Origin of the sequence: Brotocaccenecus cirricatena (assembly GCF_020687045.1) — a bacterium.
GTDB lineage: Bacteria > Bacillota > Clostridia > Oscillospirales > Oscillospiraceae > Vescimonas > Vescimonas cirricatena.
On the sequence record NZ_JAJEPW010000029.1, the window covers coordinates 1 to 18,488 of the forward strand.

The 18,488-nt window shown below is 61.4% G+C and carries 17 protein-coding genes and 1 tRNA gene; 11 read left to right on the forward strand and 7 right to left on the reverse strand.

All coding sequences use genetic code 11. The features are described from left to right. Nucleotides 1-403: 403 nt before the first annotated feature. The 4 genes from LKD37_RS10100 (at nt 404) to LKD37_RS10115 (ending at nt 5,937) form a co-directional block, all read left to right on the forward strand. Complete coding sequence (locus LKD37_RS10100) at nt 404-1,924, forward strand: carbon starvation CstA family protein (RefSeq protein ID WP_302929102.1); 1,521 nt, start codon at nt 404-406, stop codon at nt 1,922-1,924. A 72-nt stretch (nt 1,925-1,996) separates the two neighbouring features. After that, the gene (locus LKD37_RS10105) at nt 1,997-2,998 is read left to right on the forward strand and encodes an AAA family ATPase (RefSeq protein ID WP_302929103.1); all 1,002 of its coding nucleotides are present in this window, start codon (nt 1,997-1,999) and stop codon (nt 2,996-2,998) included. Between the two features lie 114 nt (nt 2,999-3,112). Beyond that, on the forward strand, nt 3,113-3,421 hold the full coding sequence (locus LKD37_RS10110) for a metal-sensing transcriptional repressor (protein WP_302929104.1): 309 nt from the start codon (nt 3,113-3,115) through the stop codon (nt 3,419-3,421). An 11-nt stretch (nt 3,422-3,432) separates the two neighbouring features. Then, on the forward strand, nt 3,433-5,937 hold the full coding sequence (locus LKD37_RS10115; RefSeq protein ID WP_302929105.1) for a heavy metal translocating P-type ATPase: 2,505 nt from the start codon (nt 3,433-3,435) through the stop codon (nt 5,935-5,937). Between the two features lie 93 nt (nt 5,938-6,030). Here LKD37_RS10115 and LKD37_RS10120 read toward each other — a convergent pair whose 3' ends face one another. Continuing rightward, a complete protein-coding gene (locus LKD37_RS10120; protein ID WP_302929107.1) occupies nt 6,031-7,065 on the reverse strand; it encodes a DUF5692 family protein in 1,035 nt (344 codons plus the stop codon). Between the two features lie 220 nt (nt 7,066-7,285). Here LKD37_RS10120 and LKD37_RS10125 point away from each other — a divergent pair, with 220 nt between their 5' ends. Then, the gene (locus LKD37_RS10125; RefSeq protein ID WP_302929108.1) at nt 7,286-7,990 is read left to right on the forward strand and encodes a FadR/GntR family transcriptional regulator; all 705 of its coding nucleotides are present in this window, start codon (nt 7,286-7,288) and stop codon (nt 7,988-7,990) included. 65 nt (nt 7,991-8,055) lie between these two features. On the opposite strand, the gene LKD37_RS10130 is transcribed toward LKD37_RS10125, so the two are convergent. Then, nucleotides 8,056-8,129: transfer RNA gene (locus LKD37_RS10130), tRNA-Gly, on the reverse strand. Nucleotides 8,130-8,250: 121 nt separating this feature from the next. Then, nucleotides 8,251-8,676 carry an RrF2 family transcriptional regulator gene (locus LKD37_RS10135; RefSeq protein WP_302929109.1) on the reverse strand — a complete coding sequence of 142 codons (426 nt, stop codon included), beginning with the start codon at nt 8,674-8,676 and terminating at the stop codon, nt 8,251-8,253. A 155-nt stretch (nt 8,677-8,831) separates the two neighbouring features. Between LKD37_RS10135 and hypB the strand changes: the two genes are divergently transcribed. Both hypB and LKD37_RS10145 read left to right on the forward strand, forming a co-directional pair. Beyond that, the gene (gene hypB, locus LKD37_RS10140; RefSeq protein ID WP_302929110.1) at nt 8,832-9,503 is read left to right on the forward strand and encodes a hydrogenase nickel incorporation protein HypB; all 672 of its coding nucleotides are present in this window, start codon (nt 8,832-8,834) and stop codon (nt 9,501-9,503) included. A gap of 4 nt (nt 9,504-9,507) precedes the next feature. Further along, a complete protein-coding gene (locus tag LKD37_RS10145; protein WP_302929111.1) occupies nt 9,508-10,533 on the forward strand; it encodes an XdhC family protein in 1,026 nt (341 codons plus the stop codon). A gap of 62 nt (nt 10,534-10,595) precedes the next feature. Here the strand turns inward: LKD37_RS10145 and LKD37_RS10150 are convergent, their stop codons facing one another. From LKD37_RS10150 to LKD37_RS10165, 4 genes are all read right to left on the reverse strand, one after another. Beyond that, nucleotides 10,596-11,117 carry a GNAT family N-acetyltransferase gene (locus LKD37_RS10150; protein ID WP_302929112.1) on the reverse strand — a complete coding sequence of 174 codons (522 nt, stop codon included), beginning with the start codon at nt 11,115-11,117 and terminating at the stop codon, nt 10,596-10,598. Nucleotides 11,118-11,154: 37 nt separating this feature from the next. Continuing rightward, on the reverse strand, nt 11,155-11,637 hold the full coding sequence (locus LKD37_RS10155; RefSeq protein WP_302929113.1) for a GNAT family N-acetyltransferase: 483 nt from the start codon (nt 11,635-11,637) through the stop codon (nt 11,155-11,157). Between the two features lie 77 nt (nt 11,638-11,714). Then, nucleotides 11,715-12,329 (reverse strand): class I SAM-dependent methyltransferase, encoded by a 615-nt coding sequence (locus LKD37_RS10160; protein ID WP_302929114.1) that lies wholly within the window; start codon nt 12,327-12,329, stop codon nt 11,715-11,717. A gap of 33 nt (nt 12,330-12,362) precedes the next feature. Beyond that, nucleotides 12,363-14,099, reverse strand: coding sequence for a putative glycoside hydrolase (locus tag LKD37_RS10165; protein ID WP_302929115.1), 1,737 nt, complete (start codon nt 14,097-14,099; stop codon nt 12,363-12,365). A gap of 253 nt (nt 14,100-14,352) precedes the next feature. Here LKD37_RS10165 and LKD37_RS10170 point away from each other — a divergent pair, with 253 nt between their 5' ends. The 4 genes from LKD37_RS10170 to grpE all read left to right on the forward strand — a co-directional run bounded on the left by LKD37_RS10170 (nt 14,353) and on the right by grpE (nt 18,483). Continuing rightward, nucleotides 14,353-15,492, forward strand: coding sequence for a CobW family GTP-binding protein (locus LKD37_RS10170; protein ID WP_302929116.1), 1,140 nt, complete (start codon nt 14,353-14,355; stop codon nt 15,490-15,492). Nucleotides 15,493-15,502: 10 nt separating this feature from the next. Further along, nucleotides 15,503-16,432: a TIGR03943 family putative permease subunit gene (locus LKD37_RS10175; RefSeq protein ID WP_302929117.1), complete on the forward strand. Its 930-nt coding sequence runs from the start codon at nt 15,503-15,505 to the stop codon at nt 16,430-16,432. Nucleotides 16,433-16,870: 438 nt separating this feature from the next. Then, nucleotides 16,871-17,920, forward strand: a complete 1,050-nt coding sequence (gene hrcA / locus LKD37_RS10180; RefSeq protein WP_302929118.1) for a heat-inducible transcriptional repressor HrcA — start codon at nt 16,871-16,873, stop codon at nt 17,918-17,920. Then, nucleotides 17,917-18,483 (forward strand): nucleotide exchange factor GrpE, encoded by a 567-nt coding sequence (gene grpE / locus LKD37_RS10185; protein WP_302929119.1) that lies wholly within the window; start codon nt 17,917-17,919, stop codon nt 18,481-18,483. Before hrcA ends, grpE begins: the two co-directional genes overlap by 4 nt. Nucleotides 18,484-18,488: the final 5 nt, after the last annotated feature.

Here is an 18,488-nt window from a genome sequence, read left to right on the forward strand (position 1 = left end):
ACACCCCTGATGGGTTTCTTTCGTAACTATCTTCCTTTCCGATGGCGGAAGATTTCCGAGTTTTTCGACAGTCTCAAGAAATCCTGCGCGGCTCACGCCGTGCAGGATTTCTTTCATGCCTCCAAAACGAACTAACGACCGCAAACGTTACCAAGCTGACCTCTGCACGATGTATCATCTTTCAAAAATCTGCGCCGCCCTCGTGCGAACTCCTGCAAATTATTTCAACGCAATAAAGAATCCGCGAATTTTCCGTGAACATCGTAACGAAAATGTAAAGAATTTTTGTACAAAGTGAGAATTGTTTTTTTCTGCAAAATAATTATCATATTGGACGGAATGCAAGAGGAGTTGCGTCCTTTTGCTCCAAAACATTATGATGTATGAATAGAGGAGGAGAAAAATGGTTAGCTTTCTGATTTGCCTGGCCTTGCTCATCGGCGGTTATTTCGTCTATGGCAAGGTGGTGGAAAACACCTTCGGGCCGGACGACCGCGAGACCCCCGCTGTGAAGATCAACGACGGCGTGGACTATGTGGTCCTCCCCCAGTGGAAGCTGTTCATGATCCAACTGCTGAACATCGCGGGCCTTGGTCCCATCTTCGGCGCTATGCAGGGTGCTCTGTGGGGCCCCATCGTGTTCCTGTGGATCACCTTTGGTACGATCTTTGCCGGTGCAGTGCATGACTACTTCTCCGGCATGATGAGCGAGCGCAACAACGGCGCTTCCATCTCCGAGATCTCCGGTATCTACCTGGGCGGCTTTATGAAGAACGTCATGCGCGTGTTCAGCGTGGTGCTGCTGATCATGGTGGGCACCGTGTTCGCCGTGGGTCCTGCCGGCCTGATCGTCACCCTGTTCAAGAACGGCGGCTCCACCGGCATTGTCACCACCACTCTGTTCTGGCTGATCATCGTCCTGGTGTATTATTTCATCGCCACCTTTATTTCCATTGACAAGATCATCGGTAAGATTTATCCTATCTTTGGTATCTGCCTGATCGTCATGGCCGTCGGCGTGGCCGTGGGCATCTTTGTCAAGCCTGAGTACACCATTCCTGAGATCTGGGATCACTTCGGTTCCATGCATCCCAAGGGAACTCCCGTGTGGAGCTTCATGTTCATCACCGTGGCCTGCGGCGCTATCTCCGGCTTCCACTCCACCCAGAGTCCCCTGATGGCCCGCTGCATGAAGAGCGAGAAGCAGGGCCGCTTCGTGTTCTACGGCGCCATGGTTTCCGAGGGCGTCATCGCCCTGGTGTGGGCCGCTGCCGGCTGCGCTCTGTATGAGGTCACCGGCGGCCTGAACACCGGCCTGGCCGAGATCCTGGCCAATGGTCAGTCTGCCGCCATCTATGATGTCTGCGTCAAGACCATGGGCAAGGTGGGCGTGGCCCTGGCTATGCTGGGCGTGATTGCCTGCCCCATTACCTCCGGCGACACCGCCTTCCGCAGCGCCCGTCTGGTGCTGTCCGACTGGTTCAAGATCGACCAGAAGAAGTGGAAGAACCGTCTGCTGCTGTGCGTGCCCGTTCTGGGCGTGGGCGCCGTCCTGGGCGTGGGCAATGCCCTGGGCTTCATCGACTACACCGTTATCTGGCGTTACTTCAGCTGGACCAACCAGACTCTGGCCATGATCGTCCTGTGGGCCGCTTCCATGTACCTGTACTATGAGAAGAAGAACTACTGGATCACCGCCGTGCCTGCCACCTTTATGAGCGCCGTTTCCGCCACTTACTTCCTGCTGGGCAACGAGTGCCTGGGCCAGTTCATCAACCACAAGACCGCCGAGGGCGTCACCGTGTACAACACCGCCTTGGCTTATCCCATCGGCATCGCCGTGGCCGTCCTGTTCCTGGGTATCTTCCTGTACACCATCAAGAAGCGCCATACCCAGCCTCACTACGAGACGCTGGGCAAGTAATTCGCCCCTTTTTCAAAACTTCGCAAAGCGGCAGGCCCCTCCTGCCGCTTTGCCCCTATGGGAGGAACTGCTATGATCTTTGCACCTGCACGCCTTGGCAGCGTCACGCTGGATAACGAGACCCTGGCGGCGGATAAGAAGGGCTGCCGCCGCTTCGGCCCCTGCGGCGTGGGCGAAAAGGCCCTGTATCTCAACAGCTTTTTCATCGACCGGCACTATTATGTGGCGCTGTCCTCGGTGCGCCGCGTGTTCAAGCGTGTGGCCATGAGCAAGGGCGGCTTCACCGGCAAGGGGGCCTTCGGCTCCATCCCCTACCTGGTGGTGGAGTACGACGGCGGCGAAAAGCAGTGCAATTTCAAGCACGAGGAGGACGTGGACAACCTGCTGGCCTACCTCTCCAAGCTCTGCCCGGACCTGCCGCTGCAAAGCCGCAAGGTGGAGCAGCACATGGCCCAGCAGCGGGCCGAGAACGCCCGCCGCTATCTCAAGGAGCTGACGCCCCAGGCCCAGGCCGAAAGGGAGCGCCTGGAGCAGGCCCGCACCTTCCTGGAGGATCACACCAACCTGACCCGCCGCCTGTCCCAGGCGGCCAAGGCCAAGCGGGTCAACGACCGCTCCAACCCCAGCTATAAGTGGGTGGCCCTGGCCATCGTCATCGCCGGACTCGTCGCCCTGGTATACGGCGTGGTGTCCATGATCCGGGGCGCCAACAGCGTGGGCATCTACTTTGCCCTGTTCGGCCTGGCGGCGGTGTTCCTGTTCTCCGGGGCCCATGTGCTGCCCACCGCCCGCAACAACAAAACGGCCCTGACCCGGGAGTGGGAGCAGGCCCAGGCGGATCTGGCTGCAGTGCTGCCGAAGGATTTCCCCCTGCCTGCCCGCTATGCCCACCCGGTGGTGCTGACCCGGATGATCCGCGTTCTGCGGGAGGGCCGGGCCCAGACCGCCGACGAGGCCCTGGACGTGGTGAAGCGGGACCTGAAGGCCCTGACCGCCGATGTCCAGGTGGAGCAGTGGGAGTATGACGAGGTGGTGGCCGTGAAGCCCATGTTCCTGCTGTCGGACTATCAATAACACAAAAATCTCCCCGCCCGGGGAGATTTTTTGTGCTTGACAAATACCCGGGAGGGGTATATAACTATAGATACCCCCACGGGGTATCATGAAACAAAGCGAGGCGGGGAAACTATGGAAGAACACAACTGCTGCCGCTGCTCCCAGCGGAAAAAGGAGCGCTCGCCGGAGGAATACAAGCGCCTGATCCACCGGCTCAACCGCATCGAGGGCCAGATCCGGGGCATCCGGGGCATGGTGGAGGCCGGGGCCTACTGTCCCGACATCCTGGTCCAGGCGGCGGCGGTGAACGCGGCCATCAACGCCTTCAACAAGGAGCTGCTGGCCAGCCACATCCGCACCTGCGTGGCCCAGGACATCCGGGACGGCAAGGATCAGGTCATCGACGAGCTGGTGACCACCCTGCAAAAGCTGATGAAATAGGAGTGGACCCAATGAAACAATACAATGTCACGGGCATGAGCTGCGCCGCCTGCTCGGCCCGGGTGGAAAAGGCGGTGGGGAAGGTCCCGGGGGTCACGGCCTGCTCCGTGAGCCTGCTGACCAATTCCATGGGCGTGGAGGGCACGGCGGCGCCCTCCGCCGTCATCGCCGCCGTGGAGGCGGCGGGGTACGGCGCGTCGGAAAAGGGCGCGGCCCAGTCGTCTCCCAGTGCCGATGAGCAGCAGCTGGAGGACCACGAGACGCCCCGGATCCGGCGGCGGCTTATCTGGTCCGTGGGCTTTCTGCTGGTGCTGATGTACTTTTCCATGGGCCACATGATGTGGGGCTGGCCCCTGCCGCATTTTTACGACGACAACCATGTGGCCATGGGCCTGACCCAGCTGCTGCTGACGGGGATCATCATGGTCATCAACCAGAGGTTCTTCATCAGCGGCTACAAGGCCCTGTGGCACCGGGCCCCCAATATGGACACCCTGGTGGCCCTGGGGGCCACGGCGGCCTTCGGCTACAGCACCTATGCCCTGTTTGCCATGACTGCCGCCCAGGTCCGGGGGGATGAGGCCGCCGTCATGACCTATATGATGGACTTCTATTTTGAGTCCGCCGCCATGATCCTGACCCTGATCACCGTGGGCAAGCTGCTGGAGGCCCGGTCCAAGGGCAAGACCACCGACGCCCTGAAAAGCCTCATGAGCCTGGCTCCCAGAACCGCCTCTGTGCTCCGGGACGGCCGGGAGGTGGAGGTGTCGGTGGAACAGGTGCAGCAGGGGGACGAGTTCGCCGTCCGGCCCGGGGAGAGCATCCCTGTGGACGGCGTGGTGCTGGAGGGCTCCAGCGCCGTCAATGAGTCCGCCCTGACCGGCGAGAGCATCCCCGTGGACAAGGCCCCCGGCGACGGCGTGTCCGCCGCCACGGTGAACCAGTCCGGCTATCTCCGCTGCCGGGCCACCCGGGTGGGCCAGGATACCACCCTGTCCCAGATCATCCGCATGGTCAGCGACGCCGCCGCCACCAAGGCCCCCATCGCCAAGATCGCCGATAAGGTCTCCGGCGTGTTCGTTCCGGCGGTGATCTCCATTGCCGCCGTGACCACGGCGGTGTGGCTGCTGCTGGGCCACCCGGTGGGTTACGCCCTGGCCCGGGGCATCTCCGTGCTGGTGATCAGCTGCCCCTGTGCCCTGGGCCTGGCCACTCCTGTGGCCATTATGGTAGGCAGTGGCCTGGGGGCCAAAAACGGCATCCTGTTCAAAACCGCCGCCTCCCTGGAGGAGACGGGCCGGGTGCAGATCGTGGCCCTGGACAAAACCGGCACCATCACCAGCGGCCAGCCCCGGGTGACGGACATCCTCCCGGCGGAGGGCGTCACGGAGCAGGAGCTGCTGACCCATGCCCTGGCCCTGGAGCAGAAAAGCGAGCATCCCCTGGCCCGGGCGGTGCTGGACCGGGCGGCGGGGCTTACGGCTCCGGAGGTGTCGGACTTTCAGGCCCTGCCCGGCAACGGCCTGACGGCTGTGCTGGAGGGGAAGGCCCTCTGGGGCGGCAGCGCCGCCTTTACGGCCAAGCGCGCCGCCGTATCTCAGAATTTGCAGGTCAGAACCGAGGAGCTGTCCCGGCAGGGGAAAACGCCCCTGTTCTTCGGGGCGGAGGACCGGCTTCTGGGCGTCATCGCCGTGGCGGACGTCATCAAGGAGGACAGCCCCCGGGCGGTCCGGGAGCTGCGGAATATGGGCATCCGCGTGGTGATGCTCACCGGCGACAACCAGCGCACCGCTCAGGCCATCGGGGCCCAGGCGGGGGTGGATCAGGTTATCGCCGGGGTACTGCCGGAGGGCAAGGAGGCCGCCATCCGCCGGCTGATGCAGCAGGGCAAGGTGGCCATGGTAGGCGACGGCATCAACGACGCCCCGGCCCTGACCCGGGCCGACACCGGCATCGCCATCGGCGCGGGAGCCGACGTGGCCATCGACGCGGCGGACGTGGTACTGATGAACAGCAGTCTGCTGGACGTGCCCGCCGCCATCCGGCTCAGCCGGGCCACCCTGCGGAACATCCACGAAAACCTGTTCTGGGCGTTTTTCTACAACGCCATCGGCATTCCTCTGGCCGCCGGGGTGTTCATCCCTCTGGGCCTGACCCTGAACCCCATGTTCGGCGCCGCGGCCATGAGCCTTTCCAGCTTCTGCGTGGTGTCCAACGCCCTGCGGCTGAATCTGTTCAAGCTCCGGGATAACCGGCACGATCATAAACGAACCAATCACTTAAACGACATCAAGGAGGAACAAACTATGGAAAAGACACTGGAGATCAAGGGCATGATGTGCCCCCACTGCGAGGCCACCGTCCGCACCGCCCTGGAGGCCATGCCCCAGGTGCAGGCCGCTCAAGTCAGCCACGAAAGCGGCACCGCCGTGGTGACCCTCACTGCCCCGGTGGAGGACGACACCCTTCGCCGCACCGTGGAGGACAAGGGCTACACCGTCACCGCCATCCGCTGACCCTACGCAAATAATGAGAAAAGCACGGCGCAAGCCGTGCTTTTCTCGTATAAATCTTCGGCTGAAAGAGGGTCCCAACAGCCGGATTCATCTTCAGGCTCTCTCCATGGCCTCCCGGAAGTCTCTCTGGTCGGTGAAAATCTCCTGCTTATAGGGGTTCTTCTTCTGTGCCTTGGCCCGCTTGATGATGCTGGCCAGGATCACCACGTTCACCACCAGCGCCACGATGGAGACCACGCCCTGGGCCGTGGGATTGGCCGCCGTGGGCCGGACGGCGGGGTTCATAACGCCGTCGGCATAGACGGAGGTGATGGTGGAGAACACGCTGTTGTCCTGGAACAGGGGGAACACCTGGGCAAACATGCACCACAGAGCCAGGGTGTTGGCCCGGTTCTGGATCCAGCCGCCCTTGTTCCAGAAGTGGTTGGCAAAGGTGGGGGCCAGCAGCAGGGCCAGGCCGCAGTACCAGGAGTGGGTGGGCAGGCAGTTGTAGGTATACTCGAAGTTCCACAGGTCATAGGCCAGGATATAGCACCAGGTCATGTCGGGCCACAGCATGTCCTTCTGATCCTTGGAGGAATAGATACCCCACCAGGCGGTCATGCAGAAGATGTTGACGATACCGGCGATGCCGTTGACCCAGTTCCACCAGCCGCCGTACAGCCACACGTTCTCGGAGGACAGCCACCAGCGGTCGCCGAACTCCTTCAGGGCCATGGCGCCCCGGATGCCGGACTCAAAGTCGCTGGCCACGGCGATGAGAATGTTGATGGCCACAATGGCGAAGGGGAACACCTTGAACCACTCCGTCTTGCCGATGCTCCACTTGTATTTGAGCATCATGAAGCCGATGCACCCGGCGGTGGCGGCATAGAGCTTGGCATAGTGGAACCAACTGTTCATATTGGTGTAGGTCTGGTTGTTCAGGGCCCATTCCGCGCCGGCCCGTGCGCCGATGGCGATGGCGATGAAATACACCGTCAGCGCAGCGGGCAGCACCAGAAAGCAGATGATGCCGCCGGTTTTGGTGCGGCGGGCGAACTCGTTGGCTAGCACCAGCCCGGTAAACACCAGCACAAAGCCCAGCAGCTGGTACAGGGCGGTCTCGCCATAGATCTGGAATAACATGTCCATTCCTCCTTAAAAATTTTCTGTCTCCTAAGCTCAGCCGCCTGGTCCAGCCAGAGAAGCCCGGACCATCGGCTATGTCGCCAATATAGCACAGGTTTCCTTAAAAAGTCAACTGTCACACGGAAGAAAGTGTTGAAAAAGCCGGAAAAAGCGGGTATAATGGAACCGAAATCGGCTGTGGTATGTGGCCATACCACAGCCAGAGGAGGAAGCGCGTATGGAGTTTGAAAAGCTGGTGTCCCCGTCTCTGAAGGACCTGTTCATCACCCACATCGAGGCCATGATCCTTTCCGGGGAGCTGCCGGTGGGGCAGCAGCTGCCGCCGGAGCGCCAGCTGGCCCAGTCCATGGGCGTCAGCCGGGCGGTGGTCAACAGCGGCGTGGCGGAGCTGGAGCGCCGGGGATTTTTAGAGGTCCGGCCCCGGGTGGGCATCTTCGTCACGGACTATCGCCGGGCCGGGACCCTGGACACCCTGAAATCTATCATGACCTATAACCGGGGCCGCCTGCGCAACGAGGAGATCCGCTCCATTCTGGAGGTCCGGGACGCCCTGGACAAGCTGGCGGCGGCGGGGATCATCGCCTGCGCCTCGGAGGAGGACATCGCTGCCCTGTTCCGGGCGGCGGAGGCCATCCGGGAGGCCGGGGACAACCGCCATGCGGCGGAGGCGGCCTTTGCCTTCCAGCATGAGCTGGCCATGCAGTCGGGCAACACCCTGCTGCCCCTGATCTTCCGGTCCTTCTATTCCTCGGTGCTGGTGCTGTGGGAGCGGTTCTGCGCCCTCAACGGCGTTTCCATGCTCTATGAGACCAGCGTCCGCCTGTGCCGCCACATCCGGGACCGGGACCTCTCCGCCGCCGTGGCCTGGATCGACTACTGCACCCGGGAGACCGTCTCCGGCAGCCGCCGGATATACTACTGATCCGGGAGCAGCAAAACCAATGTCACAAAAAGAAATCACCATCCCTCAGGATGGTGATTTCTTTTTGGAGCAGGGTACGGGAATCGAACCCGCCTCCTCGGCTTGGGAAGCCGATGTACTACCGATGTACTAACCCTGCGAACCGCTACCTGCTGATTATAGCAGACTCCCGGCGGTTTTGCAACCGCTTTTTTTGTCGGAACCGGGAAAACTGCGCCGCCCGGCCGGGGATGGGCAGTCCCGGGCCGGGCGGCGCAGGTTCAGATGACGTAGTTGTCCCCCTGGGGCAGGGACATCAGGTCTGCCAGGGTCACGCCGGAGAAGTATTCCCGGGTCACCCGGTAATACCCCTCCCACACCGGCAGCGTCCGGCAGTCGGCCGCCCGGGCACAGGCGCCGGCCCCGTCCTTCAGGCAGCTCACCGGGGCCAGATCGCCCTCGGACCGCAGCAGAATGTCCCACAGGGTGTACGTCTCCGGCTCCCGGGCCAGGCGATACCCACCCCCGATGCCGTGAACGCTCTCAATGAAACCGGCAGCCTTCAGGGCGGGCATCAGCTTCTCAATATATTTCAGCGAGATGTCCTGCCTTGCAGCGACCTCCTTCATGGGGATGTAACCGCCGTTGCGATGCTCCGCCAGGTCCAAAAGGATCCGGATGGAATACCGCCCTTTTGTCGAGATCATGCTATCTGCCTCCTTCGTCTCCCTCCATTATACCCCCAAACCGGTGGGTAAGGCAAACCTTTTTTGGTAAATTTCCACATTTTCTGTCGGAACATTTGCATATTCATGATGAATATGCTATACTGCTGAAAAATCCACAGAAATGAGGTGCTCTTATGGACCAATACAAGATCATCCAGGTAAAGGAAAGCGTTTTCGCCGATAATGACCGGGAGGCGGACCGGGTCCGCCAACAGCTGAAGGGCCAGGGGACCTTTCTGCTGAATCTGATGTCCTCCCCCGGCAGCGGCAAGACCACCACCCTGCTGCGCACCGTGGAGGGGCTGAAGGATCAGCTGCGCATCGGCGTTATGGAGGCCGACATCGACTCCGACGTGGACGCCGCCGCCATGGCGGGCGCAGGGGTCCGCTCCATCCAGCTGCACACCGGCGGCATGTGCCACCTGGACGCCGGCATGACGGAGCAGGGCCTGCAGGAGCTGGGGACGGAGGACCTGGACCTGGTGGTGCTGGAGAATGTGGGCAATCTGGTGTGCCCGGCGGAGTTCGACACCGGCGCCGTGAAGAACGCCATGATCCTCTCCGTGCCCGAGGGCCACGACAAGCCCCTGAAATACCCCCTGATCTTCACGGTGTGCGACGCTCTGATCATCAACAAGATCGACGTGCTGCCCTATTTTGACTTCGATATGGACAAGGTGGTGGAGTACGCCCACCGCCGCAACCCCAATCTGAAGATTTTCCCCATCTCCGCCAAGTCCGGCCTGGGCGTGGATGCCTGGCGTCAGTGGCTGCTGGAGGAGACCCGGGCCTGGAAGGAGAGCTGACCCCATGGAGCAGATTTTCTCCCAGCTGTTTTACGAGGTGGAAAAGCACCGGGACACGGTGCTGGTGACCCTCATCGCCGACCGGGGCAGCGCCCCCCGGAAGGCCGGGGCACAGATGCTGGTGGGGGCGGAGGGCCGCCTGGTGGGCACCATCGGCGGCGGCGCGGTGGAGGGCCGCAGCATCCAGCTGAGCCAGCAGCTGCTGGCCCAGCGCCGCTCCTGCATCCGGGAGTTCCCCCTGCACCAGGCCCCGGAGCGGGACATCGGCATGGTCTGCGGCGGCGACGTTACCGCCCATTTCCAGTTCATCCCGGCGGAGGACCCCACTTGGAGCGAGACCGCCAGCCGGGCCCTGGCCCTACTGAACCGCCGCACCGCCGGCTGGCTGGTGCTGGCGGAGGACGGCTCCGCCCCGGCGCTGCTGGACCGGGAGAGCGTGGTTTCCGGCAGTCTGCCGGAGGATACCGCCCAGGCCCTGCGGACCCCGGGCTTCTCCATGGCGGCGGGGTATATCTCCCTGCCTCTGTCCATCGGCCAGCGGGCCCTGCTGTTCGGCGCGGGACATATCTCCCAGGCCCTGTGCCCCCTGCTGACCACCATCGGCTTCCGCCCGGTGGTGTTCGACGACCGGCCGGAGCTGGCCAACACCCGGCTGTTCCCCACGGCGGAGCAGGTGATCTGCGGGGACTTTACCCGCATCAGCGACTATCTGACCATCACCGACGAGGACTTTGTGGTCATCATGACCAGCGGCCATGTCCGGGATTTCCAGGTGGAGGAGCAGACCCTTCGGGGGGACTTTGCCTATGTGGGGGTCATCGGCTCCCGTCGCAAAACGGCGTCGGTGAACCAGCGGCTGCTGGAGGCGGGCATCCACCAGTCCTCCATCGACCTGGTGCACACCCCCATCGGCACTCCCATCCTGGCGGTGACGCCGGAGGAGATCGCCGTCAGCATCGCCGGTGAGATGATCCAGGTCCGGGCCCAGCGCCGGGGCCCCACCTCCCACGGCTGCCCCATGCACGGCTGATTGCATAGTAAAAGCACCAGACAGGGCCTGCCCCTGCCTGGTGCTTTTGTTGTTCAAAGCCGTCACGGCCTTTCATAGCGGTATTCCAGCCCGAAATCCCGGTCATCCGCCTCCTGATGCAGGTAATCGTAGCCCTGCTCCGACACGATCCGGAAGCCGCATTTTTCGTGGGCCTTCAGGGACGCAGCGTTCTTTTTGCCCACGCAGTCGCAGAGCCGGAACGGCCCCTCCGCCTTCATTGCGTCCAGGACCTCCGAAAGGAGCCGGACGCCGTATCCCTGCCGTCTCCGGTCCGGGCGCGTCTCCAGGGCCTCCAGGTAATACGGCCCCTCCGGAATCCTACAGATCCTCAGAGCGCTGACCCACACGCCGCCCTCCTCAAGGACCCAGCAAATGGCCTCCGGCTCCTTGAAGAACTCGTTTTTCAGAAAGTCCAGAAATCCGGACTCCACCATGCGGACAGCCGCCTCCTTGTCCGGCTCCTCCGGACAGAAAAAGTCCGCGTTTTCCAGGTTGCTTTCGGCGTAGACATCCATCAGCCTTCTCTCGTCCAGCGCCTGACCGTCTGTGATTTTCAGCAGCATCTTTTCTCCTCCTGTTTCCGGCTCTCCCGCCTGTGCGTCATATCTCCCGCTCCATGACAATGTACCGGGCCTCGCCTATGGTCTGGAAACGATTTTTCGTCCAGAAAGCATGGCTCTGGGGATTGCCCTTGTCCACCCCCAGACGTATTTTTTCGCAGCCGCAGGAGGAAAGATACGCCGCAAGCCCGCTGACGATCTGTGAACCCACGCCCCGGTGCTGATACCGCACGTCGGTCATGAACAGGCCGATGAAGGCGATGCTTTTTTCGGGATAGCCCAGGATCAGGTCCATAATGGCCGCCAGGGACCCGCCGTCAAAAAAGCCGACGTAATATTTGTCCTCGCGGCTTTTTCCCGGCGGCAGGGCCTCCATGTCGTCCAATATGCTCTCTTTTGTCACAAAGGGCTCATGATACCGGTAAAAAATCCGGTTTTCGCGGCACAGCTCATAGATGGCGTCCACGTCATCCCTGCCCAGCCTCCGCACCTGATAGGTTTTTGAAAATTCGGATATCTCCACGCCAAGCACCTCCATCAAATCCCGTTTTCTGCTTTATTCAAACGCCCTGTTGAAGATAACCGGCAAACTTGAAGTTGTCAGTCCAAAATCAGGACGCCTGCGCAATCGGACATTTGTGCAAATGAAAGGTCTGGAAAATCTTTTCTCAGTTCCTCAACGACAAAGTAGATTTCATCATTATCCCATGTGTCTCCTGCCTTCAATTTACACTGTTCTAAGTCCTTTCGTGTTTCAAAGGCAACATCGCCGATAATAATTTTACCGGATTCTTTTAAGTAGTTACGCAAGTCTAACAGAAAGTCGTTCTTTTGCGCATCCGTCAAATGATGTAGAGAGTATGTCGCAACAATATAATCATAACGAAAGTTACGCAATGGTTCGACAAGCCCTTTTGAAAAGTCCCCCTGATATAAATGCGCATTTGGCATTTTCTCAGACGCCAACGCAATCATTCTTGATGAAAAGTCCTGCCCATAAATGGAACAGCCTCGCTCGTATAGTTTTGTCGTTAATGTGCCTGTTCCGAATCCAATATCCAGCACAGCGGCATTTTCAGCTCTCATTATGGCCTGAAAAATGAACCCAAGAACCTTTTTATAACCGGCAAAAGGGTATGTGTTTTCCTCATCAGAAATGCCAACAGTTTTGTCATAGCCATCAGCCCAAAGGTCGAACTCTATGTTGTTTAGCATACTTACTTCCTCCATCAAATTCCATTTTCTGCTTTATTCAAACGCCCCGCTGACATAGCGGTACTTGTCCAGGCTGGACGCAGCATTCCAGGTCATGTAGCCGCCGGTGTTGCCGGTTTCGGTCAGGGCCCGGATTTGGGCGGCGATCTCATCGGGGCCATAGGTGTTGTACGGCTCCCGGATGGCGTTGTAGCACTGGATCCAGGTGCGCACGGCGGCAGGGGAGGGGGTCTCCTGCTGGCGGGCGGCGGCCTTTTCGCCGAAGGTTTTCATGGTCTCATAGGGATGCTCCCAGGGCAGCCAGCTGCCGGAGGCGGCGTAATGGTCCGGGTACGGCATGGCGCTGATGGCGTCCACCACGCCGCTGATGGCGGCCCAGTACTGGCCATAGGCGGTGACGTATTTCTCGGCGCACTCGCCGAACACGTCTGCCGAGACATACACCCCCGCCTCATGGAGCCGGTCGGCGGCATACTGCAAAAACCGCTGCACCGCCTGGGCCCTGCTCTCGTCATTGGTGTTGCGGTAGTCGATGGTGCCCGCCTCGTCATAGTCCCAGGTGCCGTCCGGGAAGCGGACATAGTCGAACTGAATTTCGTTGAAGCCCATGGTCCGGGCGGCCTCCAGGGCCAGGTCTACCTTATACTGCCACACATCGCGGCTGTATACGCTGGGCCAGTACATGCCGCCGATCTTCAGCGGATTGCCGCTCAGGTCCGCCACCACGCACTCCGGGTGGTCCGTGGCCAGGTTGGGGTCGTTGAAGGCGGTGATGCGGCCGATGACGTAATACCCGGCGTCCTTCAGCTTCCGCACCGCCGCCTGATAGTCCTCTAAGGTGTTGTAGGCGTCCTCATAGGCGCTGGGGGAATACTGCTGCATCACCGGGGAGGCGTAGCCAATGGCCCCGCCGTCCATGATGTCCACCACAAAGGCGTTGATGCCGCACCCGTCGGCCACGGCGATGTATGCCTCCGGATTCCGGATGGCCTCGTTGTTCAGATACAGGGCCTTCACGGTGCCGGGCATGACGTTGTTCTCGAACTTGGGCTTTTCATAGGCGTCATAGTCCAGTCCCGCCGCGTCGCCGCCGCCGTAGCTGTCGCCCCGGTCGGCGTGGAGCTGGGCCATATCCGCGTCATAGGCCGCGGCGGCCTCCTCCTCCGTCAGCCGGACATACCGGGCGGGGATGCAGCCCCCCTCCGCCTGGTAATAGGCCACGCTGCCGTCCTCCGCCAGTCCCCGGTAGCCGGTAACGGTCAGGGCCTGGCCCCGGAGCACCAGGGGGCCGGTGGGGTTCCCGTCCTGGTCCGTCAGGTTCTGGGCCCGGCGGACATACACCGTCTCCAGCGTCACCACCGCGCTGACGTCACTGGTGAGGTTGGCCCGGTCCAGCCAGCCGAAGCTGCCGTCCTCCCGGGGCACCCGAACCTGGTCCGGGTGGTCATCACTGGCCTCCTCCACCACATAGTTCACCTGACTGCCCCGGATCAGCTGCTCCAGAACGGCGCCCTCCTCATCGTACAGGGGGGCCGTTTCCGACGCCGAGGCGATATAGCCCGCCGCCGTCTCCAGGGGCTTTGCCTGCTGCCGGGTGAAGTGCCACACCAGGGCGGCAATGGTGGCCAGGCACACCAGGGCCAGAACGGCCCCGGGCCACTTGGGGCGGCGCTGCTTCCGGCTGCGCCGGGGCCGGGGGGTATATTCCGGCTCTGCTTCCGGAGCCCAATCGGGGGCCCATTCGCCGGTCTGCTGCTGATTCACGGACATAGGGGAAATACCTCACTTTTTGGATTTTCCCCCATTATACCGTATTTTTCGCCGGATGGCTACACTTTTGTTTCCGTCCCGGCCTGTCCCGCCGAAAAATCGGGACAAAACCCGGCAAAAGCGGGACAAACCGCCGGTGATGCGGACGGAAATGTGAATTTTTTCCCCTCCCCTTGCAATTTTGAAAAAATAGGCTATGATATAGGGGAAAGAATATGTCCCGCCCGGCGGGAGAAGAAAAGAAGGTACTGTTATGACAAAAATTGACATCGTGTCCGGTTTCCTGGGCGCAGGTAAGACCACCCTCATCAAGAAGATGGTGAAGGAGGCATATCAGGGCGAGAAGCTGGTGCTCATCGAAAACGAGTTCGGCGAGATCAGCATCGACGGCGGCTTTCTGAAGGATGCGGGGATCCAGATCTCCGAAATGTCCTCGGGCTGCATCTGCTGCTCCCTGGTGGGCGACTTCGGCAAGGCCCTGCGGGAGGTAAAGGAGCAGTTCCAGCCGGACCGCATCCTCATCGAGCCCTCCGGCGTGGGCAAGCTCAGCGACGTCATCGTGGCGGTGGAAAACACCGTGGCGGATATCCCGGATATGAAGCTGAACTCCTTTGTCACCGTGGCCGACGCCGGCAAGGTGAAGGTGTATATGAAGAACTTCGGCGAGTTCTATAACAACCAGATCGAGGCCGCCGGCACCATCATCCTGTCCCGGACCCAGAAGCTGACCCAGGAGAAGCTGGAGGCCGCCGCGGCTCTGCTGCGGGAGAAGAACCCCACCGCCGCCATCCTGACCACCCCCTGGGACCAGCTGGACGGTCAGGCCATTCTGGCCGCCGTGGAGAAGGTGTCCCTGGCTGACGAGCTGCTGGAGAAGATGCGGGCCGAGCACGAGGCCGAGGAGGCCGAGCATCATCACCATCATCACGAGCATGACGACGATGACGGCCACGACGAGCATGAGCATCACCATCATCATGACCACGATGACGAGGACGGCCATGAGCACTGCTGCCACCATCACCATGAGGATGAAGAGCACGAGCATCACCACCATCACCACGGCGACGGAGAGTGCGACGATCCGGAGTGCGCCTGCCACCACCATCACCACCACGCCGACGAGGTGTTCACCAGCTGGGGCGCGGAGACCCCCAAGCAGTTCACCCAGGCGGATATCGACCGCATTCTGACGGCCCTGGATTCCGGCGAATACGGCGCCATCCTGCGGGCCAAGGGCATCGTGCCCGCCGCCGACGGCCAGTGGCTGCACTTTGACTATGTGCCCCAGGAGCACGAGGTGCGCTATGGCGCCGCCGACTACACCGGCCGCCTGTGCGTCATCGGCTCCCAGCTGAAGGAGGACGGCCTGAAGACCCTGTTCGGCCTGTAAGGAGACGCCTATGGACATTCCTGTATATCTCATCACCGGTTTTCTGGACGCCGGAAAAACCGACTTCATCAACGGCATCCTGAAGGACGGCTTCGCCGCCGAGGACCGGACGCTGCTGCTGTGCTGCGAGGAAGGGGAGACGGAGTACGACCCCAAATCCCTGTTCAACGTCTTCACCTACACCGTGGACGACCCCGCCCAGCTGACGCCGGAGTTCTTCAAGAAGCTGGAAAAGCAGTACCGCCCTAAGCAGGTGATCATCGAGTTCAACGGCATGTGGAGCTTCGAGCCCCTGTACCGGGAGGGCCTGCCCGCCAACTGGATCCTGTATCAGATCATGTGCCTGGTGGACGCCACCACCTTTGAGCCGTATCTGCGGAACATGGGCCAGCTGATGATGGAAAAAATTCTCAACGCGGACATGATCATCTTCAACCGCTGCAATGAGGAGCTGCGCAAGGCCCTGCGGGGCCGGAACCTGCGGATGGTGAACCGCCGGGCGGACATCTATCTGGAGAACACCGACGGCACCAGCGAGGACTACGTCACCGAGGACATGGCCCCCTTCGACCTGTCCGGCGGCCACCTGGACGTGCCGGACAACGACTACGGCATCTGGTATGTGGACATGATGGACAACCCCCAGCGCTACGACGGCGTCACCGTGCGGTATAAGGCGCTGATGTGCCACTCCAAGAAGTTCCCGGGGATCCACTGCCCCGGCCGCTTCGCCATGGTGTGCTGCAACAACGATATGCAGTTCCTGGCCCTGGTGTGCAAGGGGGAGGGACTGGAGAAGTTCAAGAACCGCCAGTGGGTGGAGATCCAGGCCACCGTGAAGAAGGAGCAGTGCCAGGCCTACGACGGCGAGGGGCCGGTGCTGTACGTCACCGATGTGAAGCCCTGCCAGAAGCCGGACCCGGAGAACGTCAGCTTCTGATACGTGTCGTAATATCTGCGCCGAATAATACAAATAGTAAAAGAGGAACGGCTGCGCCGTTCCTCTTTTGCTTGTCAAAAAGTATCCCTGCCGTGACACCACAAGGGAGAAATCGTCCTGTTCCCAGGGTGACGCGGCCCGCTGAGGGCAGCGGGCCCTACGGACGGCCTGCCGGTCCCCCCGTTCCTGTAGGGCGGGGCCCGCGTCTGCCCACCATCGTGCCAGCCGACTGGCAGGCATTGTGTCATGCCCGCCAGTCGGGGCACTTCCTCGAAATCGCCTTGCTTCATCCGCCACCGGCGGCGCTTCGGCGATTTCCCCGGCGGAAAACCGGCTTTGTTTACAAATAATTCAAAGGCTTCCACTTGACAAGGGCGGCGGGGGGTGGTAAACTGCGTTTAGCACTCAGGAAGTTGGAGTGCTAACGGAGAAAACGATATGGAATTGACCGATCGAAAAAGACAGATACTGAAGATCGTGGTGGAGGAATATGTGGCGGCGGCGGAGCCGGTGGGCTCCAAGGCCATCGCCCAGAGGATGCCCGGCAAGATCAGCTCCGCCACCATCCGCAACGAGCTGGCGGACCTGACGGAGATGGGCTATCTGGAACAGCCCCACACCTCCGCCGGACGGGTCCCCTCCGCCAAGGGCTACCGACTGTACGTCAACGAGCTGATGGAGCGGCGGTCCCTGAGCCGGGAGGAGGAGGAAAAGCTCAACACCTCCCTGGCCGAGAAGCTGGCGGGAACGGACCAGGTCATGGCCCGGGCGGGCCAGATGGTCTCGTCCTTTGTGGGCTATCCGGCTTACACCGTGGCGGACCACAAAACCGCCGCCACCGTGCGGCGCTTTGAGCTGATCCCCGTGGACCAGAGCAGCTTCATCGCCGTGGTGATGCTGTCGGACAGCCAGGTGAAAAGCCAGCTGCTGCCCCTGCAGCTTCCGGTGGCCGACGGGGGCCTGCCGGACATGAGCCATCTGCTGAACACCCATTTCACCGGCATCGGGCCGGAGGACATGAACGGACGGCTGATGAGCCTGTCGGAGCAGGTGTCCGGCCAGTGGTTCCTGCCGCTGAACCAGGTGGTGGAATATGCCGGACGGCTATTGAAGGAAGCCAACAGCCAGGAGGTCTTTACCGGCGGGGCCAAGGAGTTCCTGCGGTTCCCGGAATACCGGGACGCGGACAAGGCCCACGACCTGATGACCTTTATGGTGGACAATAAAGAACAGCTGCCCGCGCCCACGGAGGGCGGCCCGGTGCAGATCCTCATCGGCCCCGAAAATCTCAACGAGGCCCTGCGGGACAGCAGCGTGGTGGTGGCCAGCTATGACATCGGAGACAATATGCGGGGACTGGTGGGCGTGGTCGGACCCACCCGGATGGACTACGCCACCGTGGCGGCGCGCCTGAGCTACTTTGCCGAGAGCCTGGGCCGCATGTTCGGGAAGAACCAGCTGCCCCCCAAGGAGGACCAGGAAACATGAGCGAGAATGTGAATCAGGAAAACAAGCAGGAACAGGAAAACACGGACACCCCGGAGACCCAGCCCCAGCAGGAGCCGTCTCCGGAAACGGCGGAGGAGACCTTCACCGTCACCCGGGACCAGATGGAGAAAATGGAGCAGCTGGCCAAGATGGTGTCCGACGCCAGCGACAAATATCTGCGGCTGGCAGCGGAGTATGACAACTTCCGCAAGCGCACCGCCAAGGAGAAGGAAAGCCTCTACGGCGACGCCAAGGCCGACACCGTGAAGCCCTTTTTGGAGGTGCTGGACAACCTGGAGCGGGGCCTGGCCCAGTTCGAGGAGGGGGACCCCCACCGCCAGGGTATGGAGATGATCTGCAAGCAGTTCATGACCGTGCTGGAAAAGCTGGGCGTACAGCAGATTGAGGCCCTGGGCCAGCCCTTTGACCCCGCCCGCCACAACGCCGTGATGCATGTGGAGGATGAGTCGGCCGGGGAGAACACCGTGGTGGAGGTATTCCAGCAGGGATACGCCCTGGGCGACAAGGTCCTGCGGTTCGCCATGGTAAAGGTTGCTAATTGAGAGGA

Excerpts from the sequence above, each read along its gene's own strand:
- LKD37_RS10100 (WP_302929102.1), top strand. The coding sequence starts at position 404 with ATGGTTAGCTTTCTGATTTGCCTGGCCTTGCTCATCGGCGGTTATTTC.
- LKD37_RS10105 (WP_302929103.1), top strand. The coding sequence starts at position 1,997 with ATGATCTTTGCACCTGCACGCCTTGGCAGCGTCACGCTGGATAACGAG.
- LKD37_RS10110 (WP_302929104.1), top strand. The coding sequence starts at position 3,113 with ATGGAAGAACACAACTGCTGCCGCTGCTCCCAGCGGAAAAAGGAGCGC.
- LKD37_RS10115 (WP_302929105.1), top strand. The coding sequence starts at position 3,433 with ATGAAACAATACAATGTCACGGGCATGAGCTGCGCCGCCTGCTCGGCC.
- LKD37_RS10120 (WP_302929107.1), bottom strand. The coding sequence starts at position 7,065 with ATGTTATTCCAGATCTATGGCGAGACCGCCCTGTACCAGCTGCTGGGC.
- LKD37_RS10125 (WP_302929108.1), top strand. The coding sequence starts at position 7,286 with ATGGAGTTTGAAAAGCTGGTGTCCCCGTCTCTGAAGGACCTGTTCATC.
- LKD37_RS10135 (WP_302929109.1), bottom strand. The coding sequence starts at position 8,676 with ATGATCTCGACAAAAGGGCGGTATTCCATCCGGATCCTTTTGGACCTG.
- hypB (WP_302929110.1), top strand. The coding sequence starts at position 8,832 with ATGGACCAATACAAGATCATCCAGGTAAAGGAAAGCGTTTTCGCCGAT.
- LKD37_RS10145 (WP_302929111.1), top strand. The coding sequence starts at position 9,508 with ATGGAGCAGATTTTCTCCCAGCTGTTTTACGAGGTGGAAAAGCACCGG.
- LKD37_RS10150 (WP_302929112.1), bottom strand. The coding sequence starts at position 11,117 with ATGCTGCTGAAAATCACAGACGGTCAGGCGCTGGACGAGAGAAGGCTG.
- LKD37_RS10160 (WP_302929114.1), bottom strand. The coding sequence starts at position 12,329 with ATGCTAAACAACATAGAGTTCGACCTTTGGGCTGATGGCTATGACAAA.
- LKD37_RS10165 (WP_302929115.1), bottom strand. The coding sequence starts at position 14,099 with ATGTCCGTGAATCAGCAGCAGACCGGCGAATGGGCCCCCGATTGGGCT.
- LKD37_RS10170 (WP_302929116.1), top strand. The coding sequence starts at position 14,353 with ATGACAAAAATTGACATCGTGTCCGGTTTCCTGGGCGCAGGTAAGACC.
- LKD37_RS10175 (WP_302929117.1), top strand. The coding sequence starts at position 15,503 with ATGGACATTCCTGTATATCTCATCACCGGTTTTCTGGACGCCGGAAAA.
- hrcA (WP_302929118.1), top strand. The coding sequence starts at position 16,871 with ATGGAATTGACCGATCGAAAAAGACAGATACTGAAGATCGTGGTGGAG.
- grpE (WP_302929119.1), top strand. The coding sequence starts at position 17,917 with ATGAGCGAGAATGTGAATCAGGAAAACAAGCAGGAACAGGAAAACACG.